The 16910-nt window shown below is 64.0% G+C and carries 29 protein-coding genes and 1 tRNA gene; 7 read left to right on the forward strand and 23 right to left on the reverse strand.

Going from position 1 to position 16910, the window contains the following annotated elements:
* The first annotated feature begins 139 nt into the window (after positions 1 to 139).
* Together BM197_RS07670 and BM197_RS07675 are read left to right on the forward strand one after the other, a co-directional pair.
* A complete protein-coding gene (locus BM197_RS07670; protein WP_090710313.1) occupies positions 140 to 346 on the forward strand; it encodes a hypothetical protein in 207 nt (68 codons plus the stop codon).
* Between the two features lie 344 nt (positions 347 to 690).
* Positions 691 to 1104, forward strand: coding sequence for a hypothetical protein (locus BM197_RS07675; protein ID WP_090710315.1), 414 nt, complete (start codon positions 691 to 693; stop codon positions 1102 to 1104).
* Between the two features lie 680 nt (positions 1105 to 1784).
* Here the strand turns inward: BM197_RS07675 and BM197_RS07685 are convergent.
* From BM197_RS07685 to BM197_RS07725, 9 genes are all read right to left on the reverse strand, one after another.
* Positions 1785 to 2009, reverse strand: coding sequence for a helix-turn-helix domain-containing protein (locus BM197_RS07685; protein ID WP_090710318.1), 225 nt, complete (start codon positions 2007 to 2009; stop codon positions 1785 to 1787).
* A complete protein-coding gene (locus tag BM197_RS07690) occupies positions 2006 to 2818 on the reverse strand; it encodes a Rho termination factor N-terminal domain-containing protein (protein WP_090710320.1) in 813 nt (270 codons plus the stop codon). The genes BM197_RS07685 and BM197_RS07690 overlap by 4 nt, the downstream gene beginning before the upstream one ends.
* Positions 2815 to 3051: a hypothetical protein gene (locus BM197_RS07695; RefSeq protein ID WP_090710322.1), complete on the reverse strand. Its 237-nt coding sequence runs from the start codon at positions 3049 to 3051 to the stop codon at positions 2815 to 2817. Before BM197_RS07695 ends, BM197_RS07690 begins: the two co-directional genes overlap by 4 nt.
* A 291-nt stretch (positions 3052 to 3342) precedes the next feature.
* On the reverse strand, positions 3343 to 3702 hold the full coding sequence (locus BM197_RS07700; protein ID WP_090710324.1) for a hypothetical protein: 360 nt from the start codon (positions 3700 to 3702) through the stop codon (positions 3343 to 3345).
* Positions 3686 to 4192 (reverse strand): single-stranded DNA-binding protein, encoded by a 507-nt coding sequence (locus BM197_RS07705; RefSeq protein WP_090710326.1) that lies wholly within the window; start codon positions 4190 to 4192, stop codon positions 3686 to 3688. Before BM197_RS07705 ends, BM197_RS07700 begins: the two co-directional genes overlap by 17 nt.
* Positions 4192 to 4821: a hypothetical protein gene (locus tag BM197_RS07710; protein ID WP_090710329.1), complete on the reverse strand. Its 630-nt coding sequence runs from the start codon at positions 4819 to 4821 to the stop codon at positions 4192 to 4194. The genes BM197_RS07705 and BM197_RS07710 overlap by 1 nt, the downstream gene beginning before the upstream one ends.
* Positions 4818 to 5039 (reverse strand): hypothetical protein, encoded by a 222-nt coding sequence (locus BM197_RS07715; protein ID WP_090710331.1) that lies wholly within the window; start codon positions 5037 to 5039, stop codon positions 4818 to 4820. The genes BM197_RS07710 and BM197_RS07715 overlap by 4 nt, the downstream gene beginning before the upstream one ends.
* A 136-nt stretch (positions 5040 to 5175) precedes the next feature.
* Positions 5176 to 5529: a hypothetical protein gene (locus tag BM197_RS07720; RefSeq protein WP_090710335.1), complete on the reverse strand. Its 354-nt coding sequence runs from the start codon at positions 5527 to 5529 to the stop codon at positions 5176 to 5178.
* Complete coding sequence (locus tag BM197_RS07725) at positions 5529 to 5915, reverse strand: HNH endonuclease (RefSeq protein ID WP_090710337.1); 387 nt, start codon at positions 5913 to 5915, stop codon at positions 5529 to 5531. The genes BM197_RS07720 and BM197_RS07725 overlap by 1 nt, the downstream gene beginning before the upstream one ends.
* Before the next feature lie 26 nt (positions 5916 to 5941).
* Here BM197_RS07725 and BM197_RS07730 point away from each other — a divergent pair, with 26 nt between their 5' ends.
* A complete protein-coding gene (locus BM197_RS07730; protein WP_090710339.1) occupies positions 5942 to 6235 on the forward strand; it encodes a hypothetical protein in 294 nt (97 codons plus the stop codon).
* 8 nt (positions 6236 to 6243) lie between these two features.
* On the opposite strand, the gene BM197_RS07735 is transcribed toward BM197_RS07730, so the two are convergent.
* The 12 genes from BM197_RS07735 to BM197_RS07785 form a co-directional block, all read right to left on the reverse strand.
* Entirely contained in the window at positions 6244 to 7980 is a 1737-nt protein-coding gene (locus BM197_RS07735) for a DNA cytosine methyltransferase (RefSeq protein WP_090710341.1), read from the reverse strand.
* Positions 7977 to 8402, reverse strand: a complete 426-nt coding sequence (locus tag BM197_RS07740) for a hypothetical protein (RefSeq protein WP_090710342.1) — start codon at positions 8400 to 8402, stop codon at positions 7977 to 7979. Before BM197_RS07740 ends, BM197_RS07735 begins: the two co-directional genes overlap by 4 nt.
* Positions 8399 to 9328 carry a hypothetical protein gene (locus tag BM197_RS07745; RefSeq protein ID WP_090710344.1) on the reverse strand — a complete coding sequence of 310 codons (930 nt, stop codon included), beginning with the start codon at positions 9326 to 9328 and terminating at the stop codon, positions 8399 to 8401. Before BM197_RS07745 ends, BM197_RS07740 begins: the two co-directional genes overlap by 4 nt.
* Positions 9325 to 9921: a hypothetical protein gene (locus BM197_RS07750; protein WP_090710346.1), complete on the reverse strand. Its 597-nt coding sequence runs from the start codon at positions 9919 to 9921 to the stop codon at positions 9325 to 9327. The genes BM197_RS07745 and BM197_RS07750 overlap by 4 nt, the downstream gene beginning before the upstream one ends.
* Positions 9918 to 10064, reverse strand: coding sequence for a hypothetical protein (locus BM197_RS16270; RefSeq protein WP_177216769.1), 147 nt, complete (start codon positions 10062 to 10064; stop codon positions 9918 to 9920). The genes BM197_RS07750 and BM197_RS16270 overlap by 4 nt, the downstream gene beginning before the upstream one ends.
* Positions 10061 to 10642: a RuvC family protein gene (locus tag BM197_RS07755; protein ID WP_090710348.1), complete on the reverse strand. Its 582-nt coding sequence runs from the start codon at positions 10640 to 10642 to the stop codon at positions 10061 to 10063. Before BM197_RS07755 ends, BM197_RS16270 begins: the two co-directional genes overlap by 4 nt.
* Positions 10639 to 10893 carry a hypothetical protein gene (locus BM197_RS07760; RefSeq protein ID WP_090710350.1) on the reverse strand — a complete coding sequence of 85 codons (255 nt, stop codon included), beginning with the start codon at positions 10891 to 10893 and terminating at the stop codon, positions 10639 to 10641. Before BM197_RS07760 ends, BM197_RS07755 begins: the two co-directional genes overlap by 4 nt.
* Positions 10890 to 12146 carry an AAA family ATPase gene (locus BM197_RS07765; RefSeq protein ID WP_090710351.1) on the reverse strand — a complete coding sequence of 419 codons (1257 nt, stop codon included), beginning with the start codon at positions 12144 to 12146 and terminating at the stop codon, positions 10890 to 10892. The genes BM197_RS07760 and BM197_RS07765 overlap by 4 nt, the downstream gene beginning before the upstream one ends.
* Before the next feature lie 15 nt (positions 12147 to 12161).
* The gene (locus BM197_RS07770) at positions 12162 to 12449 is read right to left on the reverse strand and encodes a hypothetical protein (protein ID WP_090710353.1); all 288 of its coding nucleotides are present in this window, start codon (positions 12447 to 12449) and stop codon (positions 12162 to 12164) included.
* Positions 12449 to 13171: a beta clamp domain-containing protein gene (locus BM197_RS07775; protein WP_177216770.1), complete on the reverse strand. Its 723-nt coding sequence runs from the start codon at positions 13169 to 13171 to the stop codon at positions 12449 to 12451. Before BM197_RS07775 ends, BM197_RS07770 begins: the two co-directional genes overlap by 1 nt.
* A gap of 177 nt (positions 13172 to 13348) precedes the next feature.
* Positions 13349 to 13543, reverse strand: coding sequence for a helix-turn-helix transcriptional regulator (locus BM197_RS07780; RefSeq protein WP_090710356.1), 195 nt, complete (start codon positions 13541 to 13543; stop codon positions 13349 to 13351).
* Positions 13540 to 13773 carry a hypothetical protein gene (locus BM197_RS07785; RefSeq protein ID WP_090710358.1) on the reverse strand — a complete coding sequence of 78 codons (234 nt, stop codon included), beginning with the start codon at positions 13771 to 13773 and terminating at the stop codon, positions 13540 to 13542. The genes BM197_RS07780 and BM197_RS07785 overlap by 4 nt, the downstream gene beginning before the upstream one ends.
* A gap of 122 nt (positions 13774 to 13895) precedes the next feature.
* On the opposite strand from BM197_RS07785, the gene BM197_RS07790 reads away from it, so the two are divergent.
* Positions 13896 to 14165, forward strand: coding sequence for a helix-turn-helix domain-containing protein (locus tag BM197_RS07790; protein WP_090710360.1), 270 nt, complete (start codon positions 13896 to 13898; stop codon positions 14163 to 14165).
* Between the two features lie 224 nt (positions 14166 to 14389).
* Here BM197_RS07790 and BM197_RS07795 read toward each other — a convergent pair whose 3' ends face one another.
* Entirely contained in the window at positions 14390 to 14608 is a 219-nt protein-coding gene (locus tag BM197_RS07795) for a helix-turn-helix domain-containing protein (protein ID WP_177216771.1), read from the reverse strand.
* Between the two features lie 74 nt (positions 14609 to 14682).
* On the opposite strand from BM197_RS07795, the gene BM197_RS07800 reads away from it, so the two are divergent.
* Both BM197_RS07800 and BM197_RS07805 read left to right on the forward strand, forming a co-directional pair.
* The gene (locus tag BM197_RS07800; RefSeq protein ID WP_177216772.1) at positions 14683 to 14946 is read left to right on the forward strand and encodes a helix-turn-helix domain-containing protein; all 264 of its coding nucleotides are present in this window, start codon (positions 14683 to 14685) and stop codon (positions 14944 to 14946) included.
* A gap of 13 nt (positions 14947 to 14959) precedes the next feature.
* Entirely contained in the window at positions 14960 to 16096 is a 1137-nt protein-coding gene (locus BM197_RS07805) for a tyrosine-type recombinase/integrase (protein ID WP_090710365.1), read from the forward strand.
* Between the two features lie 63 nt (positions 16097 to 16159).
* Here the strand turns inward: BM197_RS07805 and BM197_RS07810 are convergent.
* Positions 16160 to 16233: transfer RNA gene (locus tag BM197_RS07810), tRNA-Gly, on the reverse strand.
* A 59-nt stretch (positions 16234 to 16292) separates the two neighbouring features.
* Between BM197_RS07810 and dcd the strand changes: the two genes are divergently transcribed.
* On the forward strand, positions 16293 to 16898 hold the full coding sequence (gene dcd, locus BM197_RS07815; RefSeq protein WP_090710367.1) for a dCTP deaminase: 606 nt from the start codon (positions 16293 to 16295) through the stop codon (positions 16896 to 16898).
* Positions 16899 to 16910 lie beyond the last annotated feature (12 nt).

The following is a 16910-nucleotide window of genomic DNA, read 5'->3' on the forward strand; positions in this document are numbered from 1 at the left end:
TGAACGCGGCATCGGTCATCACCTCGGTTCGCCACCTCTTGTGGCTGCGGGGGAGGCGTTGGCCTCAGGAGTGTCAGGGGCGGGCGGTACGGTTCGAAAGCTGCCGCGTCTTGCTGTGGCTATACGAAAGGAATAATCCATGTCCGTAACCCGGGACGAAATGATCGACGCCAAGGCGGATGCACAGGCTGCCATTCTGCGCATCATCGAGAAGGAGACTGCCAGAGTCACTGAAGCGAACATGAACGCTGCTGGGCGGGCGTCGGCCGTGAGGGATCTCGCTCTTGCGTTCCGGTATGTCGTGGGCGGCCAGCAGCCGGGAGCGGTCTCCGTCGAATCGAAGTAGTGCAGTTCCGCGCAGGTACGCCTCGTCCGGAAAGGTGCGGCACATCTTGGTACGTCCTTCACCAGGCACTATGAAACCTCGTGTTGACGCGGAACCTAAGAGAGTGTGAGAGCCGCCCGGATGGTCGGTGTGCCGTAGAGCGACAGGTTACCTGTCCGGGCGGCTCTCATGCCCCGTTATGCCAGCACGGGGTGGACTGTTTTATGAAGTTGTTGCGGCCGTCAGATGGTCGCTGCTCGTTTCTTGCACGGTGAGCTGCCGTCCCAGAGCTTCCCAACTCTGCAAGTCATTTACAGCGAAGTAATGTCCCACTCCTAAGTCGCGGCCGAGGCTACGCTGAGGCGATGAACGCGCAAAGTTGGGGGATAGCCCTCACCGTCCTGGGACTTGCGCTGACCATCTTTGGTCTACTTGAGGCTCATTCCACTGTCCGCACCCAGTACCTCCGCGCGCTTCGTCAGGAAGCCAGGATGCGGTATCTCAATGCTCGTTATTCCCGCGACTTCGATCGGTTTGGGGCGCTGGAGGACGACTGGGCGCGGGACACGTGGCGGCGCTGGGCCAGTGACAGGCGAATGCGCCAATGGAAGTTCTGGGGGCTCCCGAGGGTGCGATACGCGGATATTGATGTCGCGCCGGCGATGGCGGGGCGCATGGTCCTGGCGCAGGCTTTGTCGAGCGTAACTTCCGACCTGGTGTGGGTTGGACTCGGTGTCGTCGCTTCCGCTTTGGGTTCCGTCGTTACCGTTGTAGGTTGACTTGCTTCGCGGAGGAGCGGCAACGATTGGCTGACGACCGAAACACACCGACCGGATCGCTCTGTGCGGGGCTTTCGGGCTGGGTGTTCCAGCTAACAGTTCTTATCGTGCCGTGATTGCCGAATTAATGCACGCTCCCACTTAGACTCGGCAACATGAACGCTGGTTGGCCTGATTGGATTGCCGCGGCTATTGCCCTCTTCGCTCTGGTGGTGAGTTTCTTGGCATACCGTCGCGCAGCCGTTAGCAGCGCCGCTTACTGGGTCCTCGAGGCTGACCGATCGGCGATAGATTCGGGGATCGATATCGCTATGACTCTGTCCAACAGGGGAGACAGTCGCGCTCACGACGTCGAGATGGTGATCGACTTCGATCCCGGACATGTGTTCCTGCCGAAAGGGACGTGGTCCTTCGTTGACCGGCAGACGGACGTTCCTTACCGTGGCACAGACCGAGCAATGCGGCCGGTCATATCCCGTGGCGATTGGAACGAGAGTGTACTCGCGAGTGGAAAGCCGCACGCGACCGTGACGTGGCGTGCACCGTACAGTCGCAAGCGTCGTGAATCGCAGACAATTCCGCTGCCCGAGATTCGGTAGCGCCGGAACGCGACCCGGATGGCCAGCGCGAATAGGCAGGGATGAGGCGGCCGCGACCATAACGTCGCGGCCGCCTCTTTCTTACTCGATCGAGCTACTGTTGTGGCTTGCGGTGCCTGCGGGTCGCCCTCGCTTCGTTACTGACTCCACCCGCAGCGCATCCGTCGACGACACTTCGTACTTGCCGTCAGCGGACCGGCGGGCCTTGAGAGTGCCGTTCTCAATCCACGCGTACACCTTGCGTGGGTGGCGCTTGACGAGGACGGCTGCCTCGGCGACGGTGAGCCATGGCTTCATGGTGCTCATGCTGTTTGCCTTTCTCGGATGGTGGTGATGAGTTCGTTCTTGCGGAGCTGGCGCGCCTTCGGAACCTCGAGGCCTTCCGCGACGGCGACGAGTTCCTTGACGGTGCGTGTCATGAGCGGGTCGAGGTGGTCGTGGTCCGGGTTCTCCCGCGAGTACGGTTCCGCCTGGTTCCGGTCGAACGTGATTGGTTGGCCGGCGTCGATGATCGGGTTGGCGATGTTCCGTACCTGCCGTTCTCGTTCGACCTCGAGCTCGTCGAGCGTGAGGGTGACTCCGCACGGGCACAGGATGTGCACGCTGTCGTCGACGTGGCGGGGTGGTTTGTGGATGAGGTTCATCTGCTGACATTCCCCACACCGGATACGGGCGACTCGAGTGGTGCGTTCCTCGATCGGGTGAGCACGGAACGCTGCCAGCGCTGTCTTCGTGAACATGATCGCGTGACGGGCGCCGTCCACCGACGACACCCACAGGTCGACGTCCGCCGGGTACGACCGGTACCAGGAGAACACCTCGTCGATGGCGAGACCGATCGGTGGAATCGGGATCGGCGGGCCGGACTGAGTGCGGACGCCGGCGTTGTCGCGTTGCACCGCCCGGTCGACACCCTGCAGTGCCTCCCACCATGGGGCGACCTTGCCGAGGGCGTCGAGGACGCGGACGTAGCAGCCGTGGCACAGCAGGCCGTTGGTCGCTTCCCGGGGGATGCAGCCGTGGCAGAGGGCGCCGTCGCACGTGTCGTAGTGCTCACCGGTGATGGTGCAGGCGCGGACCTCCGGCATCTGGTTCGTTATGCAGACGAGTGTCATGATGCTTCGGTCTCCTTTTCGAGCTGTTCGACTCGGGCCGCCCACTTCTCGCGGCCTTCCCGAACCCCCTCGATACGCTCGAGGAGCGTCGGGTCGAACTTCTTCGCCTTGATGGCTTTGCGTTTGACCGCCTCAGTGGATTTCATGTGCTCATCGAACGAGGCGATTTGTGCGTCGAACATGGCGAGCAGCATCCGGGCTGTGCCGAGCTGGGACTCTGTGGAGCGGCTCATCGTCGTCCTCCTTGTGGGTAGATAAAGACGGTCTGCGCAATGGGGCGGCCTTGGCTATCGCGGCCTTCCCTGCGCCACTTCGGGTCGTAGGAGTGCGGTGGTCCGTCGCAATGACAGGTGCTCATCGTGTTCCTATCGGTTCGTTGACACACCGGACGGCGGACTTGCCGAACGGTGTCTTGCACTTCGCACACAGGTGCTCTGGCTTGCGGGGCATCTCCGCTTGGATGCGTGCCCATTCGGAGTCGATCTGCGACGCGAGTGGGTTCGGACGGTGGCTGTGGCCGAGCATCAGGCACCCCGGTTCTTGAGGATGCGGCGAACGCGGCCGACGCAGCGAGGGCAGACGACGTTCATCGTGTCGCCGTTCCACGCCGTTTTCGGTTCCGGGATGTTCTCGGTGTCGAAGTCGACCAGGTCGCCCTCAGCATCAAGGACTGCCGCCATGCCGCCCATGGCGTACGCGTCGGTTCCCCGGACTCCGCAGAGCGAACGTCCGCCGAGCAACCGGCCGATGAATGACTTCGGATCGGTCTTGTGGATCCCCGGGTACTTCCAGTAGACGGGCACATCGACCTTCAGTGCGTGGACGACGTCACCGTTCGTGGGGATCGCCCGCACGAACCTGCTGGCTTCAGAACGGGGTGTCATCTCCGTACCCTCCCAACGGTGCCGAGCTGTTCCACGGCTCCTGAGACGCAGCAGGAGCGGCCCCGGGTGCTGTTGCCGCCCACGGCTCGTCCTGAACCGCAGCAGGGCCACGAGAGTCGCCTGACGACTGCGCACGCGTCACCTGGGCGGTCGCGTATCGAAGGCTCGGACCGATCTCGTCGATCTCCAGCTCGATGCTGGTGCGCTTCTCGCCTTCCTTCGTCTCGTACGAGCGCTGCTTCAGCCGGCCAGTGGCGATGACGCGGGAGCCCTTCGTGAGCGATCCGGCGACGTGCTCGGCGAACTCCCGCCACACGGATGCGCGGAGGAACAGCGCCTCGCCGTCCTTCCACTCGTCCGAGTTGCGGTCCTTCACCTTCGGGGTGGACGCGATCGTGAAGTTCGCGACTGCGAGGCCGTTCTGCGTGTACCGCAGCTCCGGGTCGCTCGTGAGGTTCCCGACGACGGTGATTACTGTTTCTCCGGCCATTAGATGGCTCCGTTCTGTTTGAGGTACTGCTCGGCGAGAGTGACTCGCTGGAATCTGTCGGCGTCGCCGCCGGGCATGTCGGGGTGCGCCCACCGTTTCGCTGTTCGCACCAGGTGGGAGTCCGACGCCGAGACGTCCTTCCAGAGATCCCCGGTGACTGACCGGAGGAACTCGCGGGCGTCGTCGGCCGAGGTGAAGCCTGCGGGCACCGCGGTGGCTTCGATCGCCATGAATCCGCGGTACTGCTCGCCGCGCTTCGTCACCCCGTATCGGTCGACCTTCCGCAGCGCTTCGAGTGCCAGGGCGATCGCGCGCAGGTTGTCCTCCCACGTCGTGAAGGTGTCGCACGGGTACGAGAGGGCGCCGACGTTCGTCTGCATCGTCAGGATGATTCCGGGATGCTCGGCCTTCGCCGTCGCCCGTGGGTAGCCGTCGAGGCGGAACTGCGATGCGGGGATGGCGACCTGCAGGCGGACGTCCTCCGCGTCGAGTTGGAACAGCTCCCGGCGCAGCGTGGCGAGTGTCGACGACATCGTCGAGGCGAAGTTCGACGCGCGACGCTTCTCAGTGAGGGCTGAAGGCCAGGATCCGATCGGGTCGACCTTCATGCCGCTGGGCCAGTAGTTCATGATGTGGTTCTCTTCTCTGTCTCGGCGGCCTGCTGGCCGTGGATGAATGCCAGTTGGTTGGTGGTCTCGCGGTCGTACTCCCGGCGGGCACGTTCCGCTGCGGTTCGTCGAGGCTTCTCGTGACGGACTCGGTTCGGATTTCGGGTTGCAAGGAACACGGCGAGGTCAATGTCGGACTGAAAGATGCTCTCTCCTGTCGCCAGATTTGAGTTATCCACAGCCCCACTCCCGCGGTTATAAACGCGAGGTTTTCTCTGTGTGTCTTGGTCACGTGCGTTAGTTGCGTACGTTGCGTTCGTTGCGTGGATTGCTTCGGGCATCGGCTGAGCAATGCTTGGCGCATTGCTTGGGGCATCAGACATTGCGTGCTCCCCACCGTGCTTCGGCTGCCTTCCGGGCCTTCTCGGAACGCGCCTTCGACTCGTCGTCCGACGGCTGATAATCGGTGTAATCGTTGACATCCCAGCCCCCAGGGAGCGGATGCCACAGCCCAACCTCGACGAGCTGCTGCGCTGCTCTCGCTGTCCCGTGAATGAGTCCGAGAGCGGCAGTTGGGATGAACCCGTCAGTGCCCTGCGACGCACAGTGTCCGAGGCCGAAAATGTAGGTGTTGAGTGCACGATCTCCTCCTTTTTGCCCCAGAAGTGCGAGCGTTTTGTGGTTGGACGCGAGCGCGGCGTCTACGCGGACCCATGAGAGTGAAGCCATTAGGTGATCCCTTGCTTCATCGCGCCGATCATCGTGAGGTACTCGATCGCGTCTGTTGCGGACACCTGGACGGCGCCGCCCTCGTCGTCGTACCGCCACCACTTCGAATCGAACCGCCGGAACTTCGGCACCAGCAGCGGGTTGTGCCCTGAACGGATTGCCCAGCCGAGCGACTCGCCCCGTGCACCGGAGTGCGCGATGCCATGGCAGCCGGTGTGGTTGCCCCAGCCGCACAGGTGCAGTGCGTTGCCGAGCGTGTCCGGGCCGCCACGCGACTTGTACTGGGCGTGGTGTGCCTCTGTGGCCGGCTCCAGTCCGCAGCCCTCGCAGAGGCCACGGGACCGCTTCTTGAGCGCCTTGATCGTCGCCGGAGAAAACCCGCTCATGACGTCACCGCCAATAGGCTGCGGGGATGGATGACGTAGAAGAAACCCTGAAGTTCCTCACCCTCCTCGTTGACGGAGCGCAGCCAGCGAAGCTGACTACCTACACCTTCTTCATGGGACACGAAGAAGTCACCGTCAATGTGCTCGATCGTGGCGAAGCTGCTGACGAGCGTCGTTTCTCCGTGGAGGCGTACTTCTCGGACCTTCCTGTGAACGAGCGGCAGGATGGGTCGCCCGGATACATTACGGGTTACATGCACAGCTCCCTTGAAATGGCCCTTCACATGGCGCACTGGGATGACCTGAGAACGCGAAACTGATTGCCGGATCATGCCGCACGCTCCAGGTTCGTTCCGTTGAGCGCCTCGGCCACAGCCATCCCGAGATCCCGAGCAGCAGGAGGGGTGACCGCGTTGCCTGCCTGCTTGACCTGTTCGCGCTTCGTTCCGCCGAGGAAGTAGTCGGGGGCGAATGCCATGCCGATCTTGATCTCGTCGGGGGTCAGCATCCGGAACAGGACGTCGTCGACGTCGAGGCTGATCTCGGACTCGACGAGTCCGAACCGGTCGCCCGTGGTGAGCGTTCCGTGAGGTTCGCTTGTCGGCTTCGCGGTCAGGGATGCCGAGTAGTACGGCACCAGCAGGGACTGATGCCCCGCCGTGGTGATCGTCCGAAGCTCCTCCGTGACGGGCGTCGACATTTCCGCGCCGCCCTCGTTGTTCCGCATGACCAGGGCGTGGTGGTTGCCCCCAGCAGACACGGTGTCGATCGGGTGTGTTGCGGGCTTCGTGACGCCGTGGTTTCGCAGCGGGACGACGAGTGCCGTCTCGTTGCGGGTTGACTGCGTGCGGAGCGGTCCCGTGGTCGGCGCCGCGCTCTTACCCTCGCGACCTTCCACGGGGATCATCAGCGGGGCATACGCGAGGCCCTTCGTCTGAGCTGTCGTCTGCGTGAGCATCGGGTTATCCGACGACTGAACCGTGCCTCCGCCGTGGATGCCGTCCGTGATGAGCGGAGGGACCGCGACGCCGTACTCGGCGGTGCCGTTTTGCGTGCGCAGAGCCTCCTCAGTCGGCCACGCCCGCAGATAGGTGCCGGGCTTGCCTGATGCTGAGTCGTACGTGTTCCCGGCCGCCGCGACGACCAGCGGCTTCCAGTGCCGTTCGATGCCCTTCTCGATGCGGGCCCTCGTCTTCTCGGCGAGCGGCTTCTTCTTGTCACCAATGCGCTCGCCCGGGATGGACCAGTCAATAGCCGAGGAGGCGGGCAGCCACGCAGGTTCCACGATCGCGTTGCGGCACTCAACCCGCGGGCACCGGTACACGTACTGCGCCCGGTAACGGCCCCAGCGTTCCTCCTTCTTGAACGCCTGGACCGCGTGCACGATGCCGTGCATTTCGCAGAACGCCTGCGGACGGGTCCACTTCGTGAGGTTGGGTTTGCGCTCGCCCTTCCGCCAGAACACGACGTACATCCGGTCGCGTGACTGTGGGGCGGGGAGCCCCATGCCCTGAGCGTGCATCGAGTTCAGCCACACGATCTCGTGCTCATACCCGAGCAGCTCCATCGTCTGAAGCCATGCCGGGAACGGAACCCAGCGGGCGGCGTCGACGACGTTCTCGATGATGATCGCCCGGTAGTTGTGGTGCTCGGCGAACCGTGGCACATCCCACATCGTCGCCCGGGACCGGTTCGCTGCCTCGTCGGGAAGCGGGCGAGTGCCGTCGGCCTCGAACAGTGCGGCGTCCTCGACTCGCTGACGCTTCACCCCCTTCGCCACAGAGTGGTTGGTGCACTCCGGCGACGCCCAAAGGATGTCGGTGCGCGGAAAGAACCCGGGATTCACCTGCGAGATGTCAGCGTTCGAGTGGTCCGTTTCGGGGTGGTTGATCTGGTGCGAGTCGATCGCCTGCGCCCAGTGGTTCGCCGCGATGACGACCTTGAATCCGGCGGCGACGAGACCGGAGGAGGATCCGCCCGCGCCACAGAAGAGGTCCGTGACGGTGAGGCCGTTCCACTCGACGGCGGGCTGGCGGTATCCGACCCGCTCAAGCACGGCGCTCACCTGGGACCACCGCCCATGTTGTAGAGCGACGCCTGGACACGGTTGATGTTCTGGAATCCGAACATCCGCGCCTGCAACGCCTTCTGGAGTTCCTCGGCAGCGTGAAGGATCTCCTTCGCTGCGTCGAACTCCCGACGCAGCTCGAGCGTTGCAAGCTCTGCCTCGGCGCGCTTCTCAGCGACGGTGTCGTATTTCGAACGCAGCATGGTCTCGGCCTTCGCCTTGATCAGTGCACGCTCGGCGGCGTAGCGCTTCTCCCACAGTTCCTTCAGTGCGGGGATGGATGCTTCGAGCCGTTCGCCGATCGCACGGATGGCCTGCTCGATGTCGAGCGGGTGCATCGGCTGGTACGTGACCAGGTCGTCGGCCGCGAGGTTCGCAATCTCGCCGGTCGCTGGGTTCGGCTTCATCTCGACAGTCATGACTGCACCGCCGCTGCGTGCTCGGCTGCCGACTGGCGCTCGTACTCTTCCTTGGACAGTTCACCGTCCACGACTTCGACCTGTTCCTCAGCGGTCGGTTCCTCTGCGGGTGTTTCGCCGCGGTGGATCATCCCGGAGCGGGCGAGCACGAGCGTCCGGATCGCGTCGGTGAACTGTTCGGCTGCCCTCGCACGGTTCGCTATCGCGGTCAGCTCTGTCTTCGTGGTTGCCGCGGCAATCAGGGCCGCCCAGTCCTCGGCCGGGGCCGCGGTCACTTGGACCATCTCGCCGGCGTCGGTCGGGCCCGAGGTCAGTTCCTCGGCGGTGTAGTGCACGCCGAGGAGCACATCCTCCGCGCCCTCGCGGACGACGTCGCCGACGGCACGCCAACGGAGCATCGCGGGCGTGTACGCCTCCCACGGCTTGATGTTGTCGTTCTGGGATCGAGCCCGGACCTGCCACACGCCCTCGGCGTTCGGCTTGTAGGAATCAATCAATCCGGCGCGGATAGCGTCCTTCGGCTCCCAAGTCGACTCGTACGTGAAGTCGGGATCGTCCGACCGGATGAGCGTCGCTGTGACGGCGATGTCGCCGCCCTCGATCGTCCCGGTCTTTTTAATGCGGAGCGTGTGTCCTGCCTCGCGGACGAGTGCTGTCATGAGTGACGGCTTGATCGTCGGGTTGCCCTCGATGACGTCGATGCCCTGCAGGGCGGCCATCGGGTGGATGCCGAGCATGGCGCCAGTCTCGGCGACGAGCATCACCTTGCCTGGTGACGGCCGGTTCTCCATGAGACCCGTCTCAGCGTTGCGGACGTTGGCCCACAGGCCCTTGGGGAGGAGGTCGCCGGCCTCAGCGAGTGCGCGGGCGTAGCGGTACTTCTCGTCGAGCGAGGCGTTGCGGTAAGGGGTGATGTCAGTGCTCATGAGGCGAGCTGCCTTTCGAAATCGAGCGCGGCGGTGAGCCGCGCGAGGAGGTCTGTTGCGATGGGGAGGATGAACGGTGTCAGCTCCCGGATTCGGGAATGGTCGGGGCGCACGGTGATGCTCTTCGGTTCGCCGTGGCAGCCGGCGCGAATCTCGCCGTCCATCAGTTCGACCCAGATGAACTCGATGGACTCGAACTCGGGGACGCAGACGAACTGCCACGCGAGCTGCCGCCATTCACCGAGCGACGGGCCGTCGACGACGCGACCGTGCTTTGCTTTACACTCGGCGCCGACCGTCCCGCCAGCCCCGTCCGGTGTGGCAGCGAAACCGCGTTCTCCGGGGGAGTGGATGAGTGCCTTGTTCTCGGGGATGCCAGCCCACGCGAGCATCATCGGTTCCCACCGATTACCGGAGTCGGTGTACTTGTTCCCGCTGAATCCGCTGTCGCCGAGTTTCTGTGCGAGGTACTTGTCCACCGATCCCGGCTTGGCGAGCTTCGCGGCATCCGACGCCCCGATCACAGGACGGCGAGCTTCGAGCCAGCCGTCCCGGTCGGAGCCGTCGTGAAGGACCCTGTCGAGGTAGCTCATCGCGGAGCCACCTGACAACCGGTGAAGTGACCGCCGACGCACCCGCAGAAGACGCACACCTCTTTCACGAGGTCATCACGGCGCTCGAAGAGGCGGTCGGCGTAGCCGGGGTGCTTCGGGTCGTCGAGGTCGTAGGCGCTCATGCTGTCCACCTCGGCACAGCCATCGCTTCGACGATCTTCACCGTCTCGGTCTCCTGCGGGTGGCCGAGGAACCGGGCACCCATGGCCGCGAGGTGCACTGCATCCGCGACGTTGTTGTTCACGACGTCGGCGCCGGGGTAGCGCTTGATCGCGGCGGCGAGCATCTCGTCCTTACCGGCGTTGCCTTTCCCGGTGGCGAACTTCTTCACGGTGCCGGGCGCGACCTCGACGACATGGTGAATGCCGTGCAGGTAAGCGACGATCAGCCACCAGAGACCGGAGCGGTCGTGATGTGAACCGCCCGTCTGCGAGTAGGCGGGCTGCTCGATGACGACGAGCGCACCTTCGGGGATGAGGTCGGCGATCTGCTGGCAGAGGTCGATGAGGCGGGCGGAGCGCTGCTGGAGTGACGCATCCGCCTTCCCCTTCGAGGTAACCAGCGAGGTACGGATGCCGTCCTCGCCGATCACCGCGACGCCTGTGCCGGTGAGGGAGAGGTCGAGACCAACCACCCACGAGACAAGCGTCGGAGTGGCGGCGGTTGCGTTCATGAGAACGCCGGAGTCGTTGATGCTCATGAGAGGCCCAGTCCTTCTTCGGTCTCCCGCTGTACCGCGAGCTGTGCTTCGCGCTTTGCTGGGTCCGTGGACAACTCCCCGTCTCCGAACCACTCGATGAGGTTGGCGAGACGCTGCTGCTCGGCGGCGAAGAGCGTTGCGTGCGTCTGCGCCCGCGCGGCGTATAGAGCCGCTACCTCCGGTCCCGCGTGCGTCTTGTACGCCTCGTTGTCGAGGCGGATCGCCTCGGCCTTGTGGTCGACGGCGCTCATGCCTTCACCTGACCGTCTTCGATGACGACGCCGACCTTGCCGGACTCGTCAACGATCTCGATCCACACCTGGTAGTCGTTCTCCGTCGCCAGCTCGCCGATGATCTTGAGCGAGTCGGAGTCGAGCAGCGACCCGTCGAGGATCCGCAGCACGCGGAGCGTCGGGTTCGCGGCCATGGCCAGAGCCACAGAGACGCGGAGCTGCTCAGCGGCGGATGCCTGAGAGAAGGGGATGCCCTTGTACGTCACGCCCGAGTCATCGAACGAAAGACCGTCGACGGGGAAGTTCGCCGCAGCGAGAGCGCCAGCCTTTCGCTTATCGATCTGCTCGAGCTGGATCGTGAGCTGTGCCGCGCGCTGCTTCCGCTCCGAGAGCTCGGCGGCCACGGCTGCACGGTGCTGCTGTGCCCGCACCTTCGCGTTCGTCGCTTCGACGGACGCCAGGCGGGCACTGATCGCCGCGAGGTCCTTCCGCACGCTCGCCGCAGCCTTCGCGACTGTCGTCTCCTCGGTCTCGATCGCCATGGTCAGGTACGTGCGTGCGGCGTCGAGCTGCTCTTCCAGCTTGGCGACGTGCTTGGCGGCGTTCTCGCGCTCCGTCTGAGCGTCAGCGGCCGCGTTGTAGAGGCGGTCGATGGCTGCGTTGTGCTGGCTCGCCTCTTCGTATTCGTCGAGCACGGATGCCGCGGAGACCTCCTCAGCCGGGAGGGTCTCGTCGGTCGGAGCGAATCCTGCGAGCTGTCCTTCGAGCTTCGTGACCTCGCGTTTGACCTCGGTGCGGGTGTCGAACATGCCCTTGCGTTCCCGCTCGACGGCAGCAGGGTCGAACGGCAGCTTCACCGTGGAGACCAGCGTCGCGACCTGGTCGCGTGCCGACTGGCGGGTGAACGCCAGCGGGTCGAAGGCTCGGGCGCCGACAACCTCGTCGAGGAGCTTCTGCGGCGAGGAGTACTTCGCCCCGTCGCCTGACTCAACAGTGAGGGTGCCCGAGTCGTCCTTCGTCCAGCGGCGGGTGACGATGTACTCGCCGAGGTCGAGGCGGACGACAGCGGTTTCCTGCCCGTCGCGGATTGGCTGCTGAGTTGCCCGCGAGGCATCGCCGCCTGCGAGAGCGGCCCAGATGGCGTCGAGGACCGACGTTTTGCCCTGAGCGTTTCGGCCGCCGATGAAGACGACGTTCCCCTCAGGGGTGATGTTGACGGCCTTGACTCGCTTGTAGTTCTCGGCCTGGAGGTTGACGATTTGCAGTGTCATGGTGGGTGTTGCCTTTCAGTACTTGACGCCGGCGGCGAGGAGGTCGAATGCCGTCCAGCCGAGGATGATGAACACGACGACAAGGACGACGGTGCAGGCGATGAACGGTGCTTTGCTCTCGTCGTGCGTCTTCGGGAGGACCGGTTCGGTCGGGGGAGTCGGGTGCACCGGCTGAGGTGCGAGCCGCGGGTACTCGTCCATGCGGACCATGACCTTCGGTGTTTCGGTCAGGCCGTCACGACCGTCCCAGTCCGAGTACGCGGGGTGCGGGTCGTTGGCGACCAGCCACTTCGGCGCGCGCATCAGCGGAGTTCCAGATTCGGCTGGATGAGCGCCTCGGCGTACGGCGTCTTGTCGTCGTTCTCGAACGCAACAAGAACTACGCCGGGCTTCGACGAACCGTCCTCGGCGGCCGTGAACTTGATCCGCGGGGCGACGTAGCCGTTTCCGGCCATCTTCTGGGCGTCTGCGACGAATCGCAGATTCACCTTCGCTGTGGCCGACGCGATCTCGGCCGCTCGCGCCTTCTCGACCAGCTTCATCACTGGAGGGAAGATGCCGACGACGAGCTTGTCCGCGAACGAGAGCACGTGCAGCCGTTCATCGACGGACCGACGCACTTTGACTGTGATCGTTCCCGGGTTCGCCGAGTCCGCGTTCGCCGGGACAGTCAGCTCGATGTCGACGACTGGGATCGTTGCGTTGCTCCGAGCGCGTCCGTAGAAGTTGGCGTTCTTCCAGATCCAGATCAGTGCACTCCGGGGGACGATGAAGTGTCCCGCCTTCGGCTTGCCCGGGAGGGCGACGGTTGCCGTGTGGATCCGGTACCGGTCGGTGCCGACCAGTCGGAGTACGGAGTCCTCGATGATCCACTGCGCCGCGCAGAGAACCGGAGTGACATCATCCTTCGAGGTGGCGGGGAGGATGCCAGCGACCAGGTCGCGGAGAAGGACAGCCGGGACGGTGAACTTCGTTGCAGAACCGCGCGGTTTCTGGACCGGGGCGGTAGTATCTGTGGTTGACATAGGTTTTCGTGCCTTTCGTGTCACTGAGTCGCCGTCTGTTCCAGCAGGTGGCGATTCGTTTTGGTGGGGGTTAGTCCTCGTAGTCGGATTTGCGGTCGTCTTCATCGATCGGCTCGTATTCGTCCTCCTCTCCCGTGTCAGGGCGTTCGAGGCCGAGAACGGAGCCGGTGTAGAGGCTCACTCGGCAGCTACTAGCTGAGACTTGAGCCACGCGTCCAGGTCTGCGGGGTAATAGACGGTCTGTCGTCCGTGTTTGAACGACTTCGGACCGACGCCGGCGGCCTTCATGTTGTAGAGCGTCTTCGGCGCACGCTGCACGTACTCTGCAGCCGCCTTGACGCCGAGAACGGGTCCGCTGCGGTCGGCGCTCATTGTGCGGCCTTCGCGAGTCCCTGGATCCAGATCTCAGGATTGACGTTCATCTGGTCGCCGAGGACGATCAGCTCGCCTCCAGTGAATTCAGCGGCGCCTTTCAACTTCCGCTGAAGGGTAGTTCGGGGGATGCCCGAGTCTTCCGCCAGTCGATTGACGGCGATGTCGAGCGAGCAGCGGCTTGCGTCCACCCGCTTGGCGATGGTTTCTGTGTGATTGATTCGGCCCATGCAGACAATGTACGGCCCAAACGGGCTACCTCAAGTCAAAACGGGCCGTGTTGCCCAAATCGGGCTTACCCCACTCCGGGGGGCACCTTGAAGTCGGCCCATTTTGGCCATATAGTGCCCATATGGACACCGAAAGCTATACCCAGGCAATTGCGGCCATCTTGCGCGGACGCAAGGCGGAGCTGAACATGAGCAACGACGATCTCGTTGCAAAGTCAGGCATCCCCGAGCGCACCTTCTCGCGACTACTCAGTGGGGAGCGCCCCATGCGAATGGGTCAGTTCTTCGAGCTCGTCGACGCACTCGGGCTGGAGCCGGGCGAAGTGATGGGTCTCGCCAAGAAGAAGGCCGCCGAAATATCCTCGACCGGCGCAGCAAACAACAGCCGGTAATCCGCGCCCAGCGTCTCAGCCAACCCTAGAACCGTGCCAAGCAGCACCATGTCCGGGTGTTGCGACTCGACTCGATCAACCGGCGCCCCCGCGGCAGTGAGTCGTCCCATGACAAGCTTCGAACTTTCGAATCCCACAGTCATTATTTGTCCCCCCTGGAACATTGGATGCCAAATGGCATGTTCGAACACAGCTTCGACTAACCCACCGACATTGGCGGGAAGCTATCGGGTACCGAGCAGCGCGTCGATCTCCACCCGCAAAGCCACAGCGATGGCATCAAGCTCGTCGACGTCGAACGCCACGGCTCCGTTCAGCCGCTCCGCAAGGTCATCCGCAGGCAACCCGATTGCCTGGGCGAGATCTTCTGGCGTCATCCGTTGCGCCCGCAACTGCGCCATAATCGCTGTGGCGACCATGACACGCCGCGTGGTGTGGATCATGCCCCGATGGTATCCCAAATGGCATAGTGCGTCGAGCATGAGTGCTGGGGTGAATGTTCGCTACATTGGCTTGCGTGCCGTCAGTCAAGAAAACGCCGGGAGCGTACTCCCGCAACATCGCGGCGATTCTGCGCCGGGAAGCGGAGTTGCAGGGCGTGAGTCAGACGGCGCTCGGAGAGAGCATTGGGCTGTCGCAGGCGCAGATCTCGCGCATCTTCGGCGGCAAGCGTGTGCTCGACGTCGACCAGGTGCAAGGTCTGTGCGATCTGCTCGGGTTGCCATTCGAGTCCGTCATGCAGGAAGCAGCGCAGGCGGTCGCCCGGGACTCGTCCGACTGATCGAGGTGGCGTGATGGCGCGCCCACCACTGCCTCTCGGAACGTGGGGCGAGATCAAGACCAAGACGATTGACGGGAAGCCGGCAGCGGTCGCCTACTATCGCGACTTCGACGGGGTGACTCGTCGGGCGCAGAAGTTCGGCCGGACGAAGGGCGCGGCGGCGAACCTCCTGCGTGAGTCCCTCCGTGACCGGCTGACCCCGACGAACGAATACCTCACCCGGGAGTCGACGCTGACTGCACTCGCAGAGCAGTGGGTCATCGAGATCCGCAAGTCCAAGCGAGCCGACGCCACGAAGGAACGCTACGAGGGAACGATCCGGGCGCACGTGAATAAGGCTGTCGGCTCAGTGCGGATCCGTGAGGCGACGGTGCCTGTGATGCAACGACTCGTCGATCGCGTCGCCGAGGGCTCGGGTGAGGGCCAGGCACGGATGCTGGGCGTTGTTCTCAAGGGCATGTTCGGGCTCGCTGTCCGACACAACGCTGCTGACTCCAACGTCGCCAGAGATCTCCTCCTGCCGCCCGTGGAACGCAAAGCCGTCCGGGCGCCGAGCATCGAGGATGTGCATGAGCTCAGAACAGTGATGCGCGCCTACGATGCGAAGCCGCCGGCGCGGGGCAACTCAATCAGAGATCTCGCCGACATCGCCGACCTGCTCGTCGGGACTGGCTGGCGTATCGGTGAACTGCTCGCGCTGCGCTGGTCCGATGTCGACCTCGAGCACGGCAAGGTCACCGTCTCCGGCACCGTGACACGAACCCGCGGGAAGGGCATTCATCGTCAGGCGTTCCCCAAGTCGGAGGAATCGAACCGCACCCTGTTCCTCCCGCAGTTCGCCATCGACGTGCTCGTGTCGAGGCGGGTGAACTCGTACTGCGAGTGGGTGTTCCCGTCAGCGAATGGCAAGCTCCGCTGGCCGGAGAACGTCCGGGCGCAGTGGGCGGTCGCAGTGAAGGGGACACCTGTGGAGTGGATGACGACGAAGGCGTGCCGGAAGGCTGTCGCGACGATCCTCGGTCCGGAGGCGGCCAAGGAGCAGCTCGGCCACGCCGACGAGGGAGTGACGCGGAAGCACTACATCGAGCAGCAGATGCAGCGAACCGATCGGTCTGCGCAGCTCGACGTTTTCGGCCAATACCGTGAGTAAACCGTGGATCGGCACGAAAAAGCCCCTCGGGCTTGAAGACCGGAGGGGCTTGGATCCCAGTACTGGAGCGGATGACGGGAATCGAACCCGCGCTATCAGCTTGGGAAGCTGAAGTTCTGCCATTGAACTACATCCGCACGTTACGCCCGGAGGCGTCTCGCCATACTATCAAGCCCGGCCCTTATAAACTGACCTCGTGCTTCTCTCCGACCGCGACATCAAAGCTGAACTGGCCTCCGGACGCATCGGACTCGATCCGTCGCATCCCGAGATGGTCCAGCCGTCGAGCGTGGACGTGCGCCTCGACAGGTACTTCCGGCTATTCGACAACCACAAATACCCGTACATAGATCCCGCCGAAGACCAGCCCGAGCTGACCCGTCTCATCGAGGCGAAGCCGAACGAAGCGTTCATCCTGCACCCGGGCGAGTTCGTACTCGGGTCCACGTTCGAACAGGTCAGCCTGCCGGACGACGTCGCAGCCCGCCTCGAAGGCAAGAGCTCCCTCGGTCGCCTCGGTCTGCTCACCCACTCGACCGCTGGATTCATCGACCCCGGATTCAGCGGGCACGTGACGCTCGAACTCAGCAACGTCGCCACCCTCCCGATCAAGCTCTGGCCAGGCATGAAGATCGGCCAGCTCTGCTTCTTCCAGCTGAGCTCAGCGGCAGAGAAGCCGTACGGCTCGGCGGAATACAGTTCGAGGTACCAGGGGCAACGCGGCCCGACGGCATCCCGCTCATTCCAGAACTTCCACCGCACAGACGTCGGCGTCGTCGACGTTGGAAGCCCCGGCAGCTAACAGAAAGACTCC

The sequence above is a fragment of the Mycetocola miduiensis genome (genome assembly GCF_900115155.1).
GTDB lineage: Bacteria > Actinomycetota > Actinomycetes > Actinomycetales > Microbacteriaceae > Mycetocola_A > Mycetocola_A miduiensis.

Coding starts and splice junctions, on each gene's coding strand:
- BM197_RS07670 (WP_090710313.1), top strand. CDS start 140: ATGTCCGTAACCCGGGACGAAATGATCGACGCCAAGGCGGATGCACAG.
- BM197_RS07675 (WP_090710315.1), top strand. CDS start 691: ATGAACGCGCAAAGTTGGGGGATAGCCCTCACCGTCCTGGGACTTGCG.
- BM197_RS07685 (WP_090710318.1), bottom strand. CDS start 2,009: ATGAGCACCATGAAGCCATGGCTCACCGTCGCCGAGGCAGCCGTCCTC.
- BM197_RS07690 (WP_090710320.1), bottom strand. CDS start 2,818: ATGACACTCGTCTGCATAACGAACCAGATGCCGGAGGTCCGCGCCTGC.
- BM197_RS07695 (WP_090710322.1), bottom strand. CDS start 3,051: ATGAGCCGCTCCACAGAGTCCCAGCTCGGCACAGCCCGGATGCTGCTC.
- BM197_RS07700 (WP_090710324.1), bottom strand. CDS start 3,702: ATGACACCCCGTTCTGAAGCCAGCAGGTTCGTGCGGGCGATCCCCACG.
- BM197_RS07705 (WP_090710326.1), bottom strand. CDS start 4,192: ATGGCCGGAGAAACAGTAATCACCGTCGTCGGGAACCTCACGAGCGAC.
- BM197_RS07710 (WP_090710329.1), bottom strand. CDS start 4,821: ATGAACTACTGGCCCAGCGGCATGAAGGTCGACCCGATCGGATCCTGG.
- BM197_RS07720 (WP_090710335.1), bottom strand. CDS start 5,529: ATGGCTTCACTCTCATGGGTCCGCGTAGACGCCGCGCTCGCGTCCAAC.
- BM197_RS07725 (WP_090710337.1), bottom strand. CDS start 5,915: ATGAGCGGGTTTTCTCCGGCGACGATCAAGGCGCTCAAGAAGCGGTCC.
- BM197_RS07730 (WP_090710339.1), top strand. CDS start 5,942: ATGGATGACGTAGAAGAAACCCTGAAGTTCCTCACCCTCCTCGTTGAC.
- BM197_RS07740 (WP_090710342.1), bottom strand. CDS start 8,402: ATGACTGTCGAGATGAAGCCGAACCCAGCGACCGGCGAGATTGCGAAC.
- BM197_RS07745 (WP_090710344.1), bottom strand. CDS start 9,328: ATGAGCACTGACATCACCCCTTACCGCAACGCCTCGCTCGACGAGAAG.
- BM197_RS07750 (WP_090710346.1), bottom strand. CDS start 9,921: ATGAGCTACCTCGACAGGGTCCTTCACGACGGCTCCGACCGGGACGGC.
- BM197_RS16270 (WP_177216769.1), bottom strand. CDS start 10,064: ATGAGCGCCTACGACCTCGACGACCCGAAGCACCCCGGCTACGCCGAC.
- BM197_RS07755 (WP_090710348.1), bottom strand. CDS start 10,642: ATGAGCATCAACGACTCCGGCGTTCTCATGAACGCAACCGCCGCCACT.
- BM197_RS07760 (WP_090710350.1), bottom strand. CDS start 10,893: ATGAGCGCCGTCGACCACAAGGCCGAGGCGATCCGCCTCGACAACGAG.
- BM197_RS07765 (WP_090710351.1), bottom strand. CDS start 12,146: ATGACACTGCAAATCGTCAACCTCCAGGCCGAGAACTACAAGCGAGTC.
- BM197_RS07770 (WP_090710353.1), bottom strand. CDS start 12,449: ATGCGCGCGCCGAAGTGGCTGGTCGCCAACGACCCGCACCCCGCGTAC.
- BM197_RS07775 (WP_177216770.1), bottom strand. CDS start 13,171: ATGTCAACCACAGATACTACCGCCCCGGTCCAGAAACCGCGCGGTTCT.
- BM197_RS07780 (WP_090710356.1), bottom strand. CDS start 13,543: ATGAGCGCCGACCGCAGCGGACCCGTTCTCGGCGTCAAGGCGGCTGCA.
- BM197_RS07785 (WP_090710358.1), bottom strand. CDS start 13,773: ATGGGCCGAATCAATCACACAGAAACCATCGCCAAGCGGGTGGACGCA.
- BM197_RS07790 (WP_090710360.1), top strand. CDS start 13,896: ATGGACACCGAAAGCTATACCCAGGCAATTGCGGCCATCTTGCGCGGA.
- BM197_RS07795 (WP_177216771.1), bottom strand. CDS start 14,608: ATGATCCACACCACGCGGCGTGTCATGGTCGCCACAGCGATTATGGCG.
- BM197_RS07805 (WP_090710365.1), top strand. CDS start 14,960: ATGGCGCGCCCACCACTGCCTCTCGGAACGTGGGGCGAGATCAAGACC.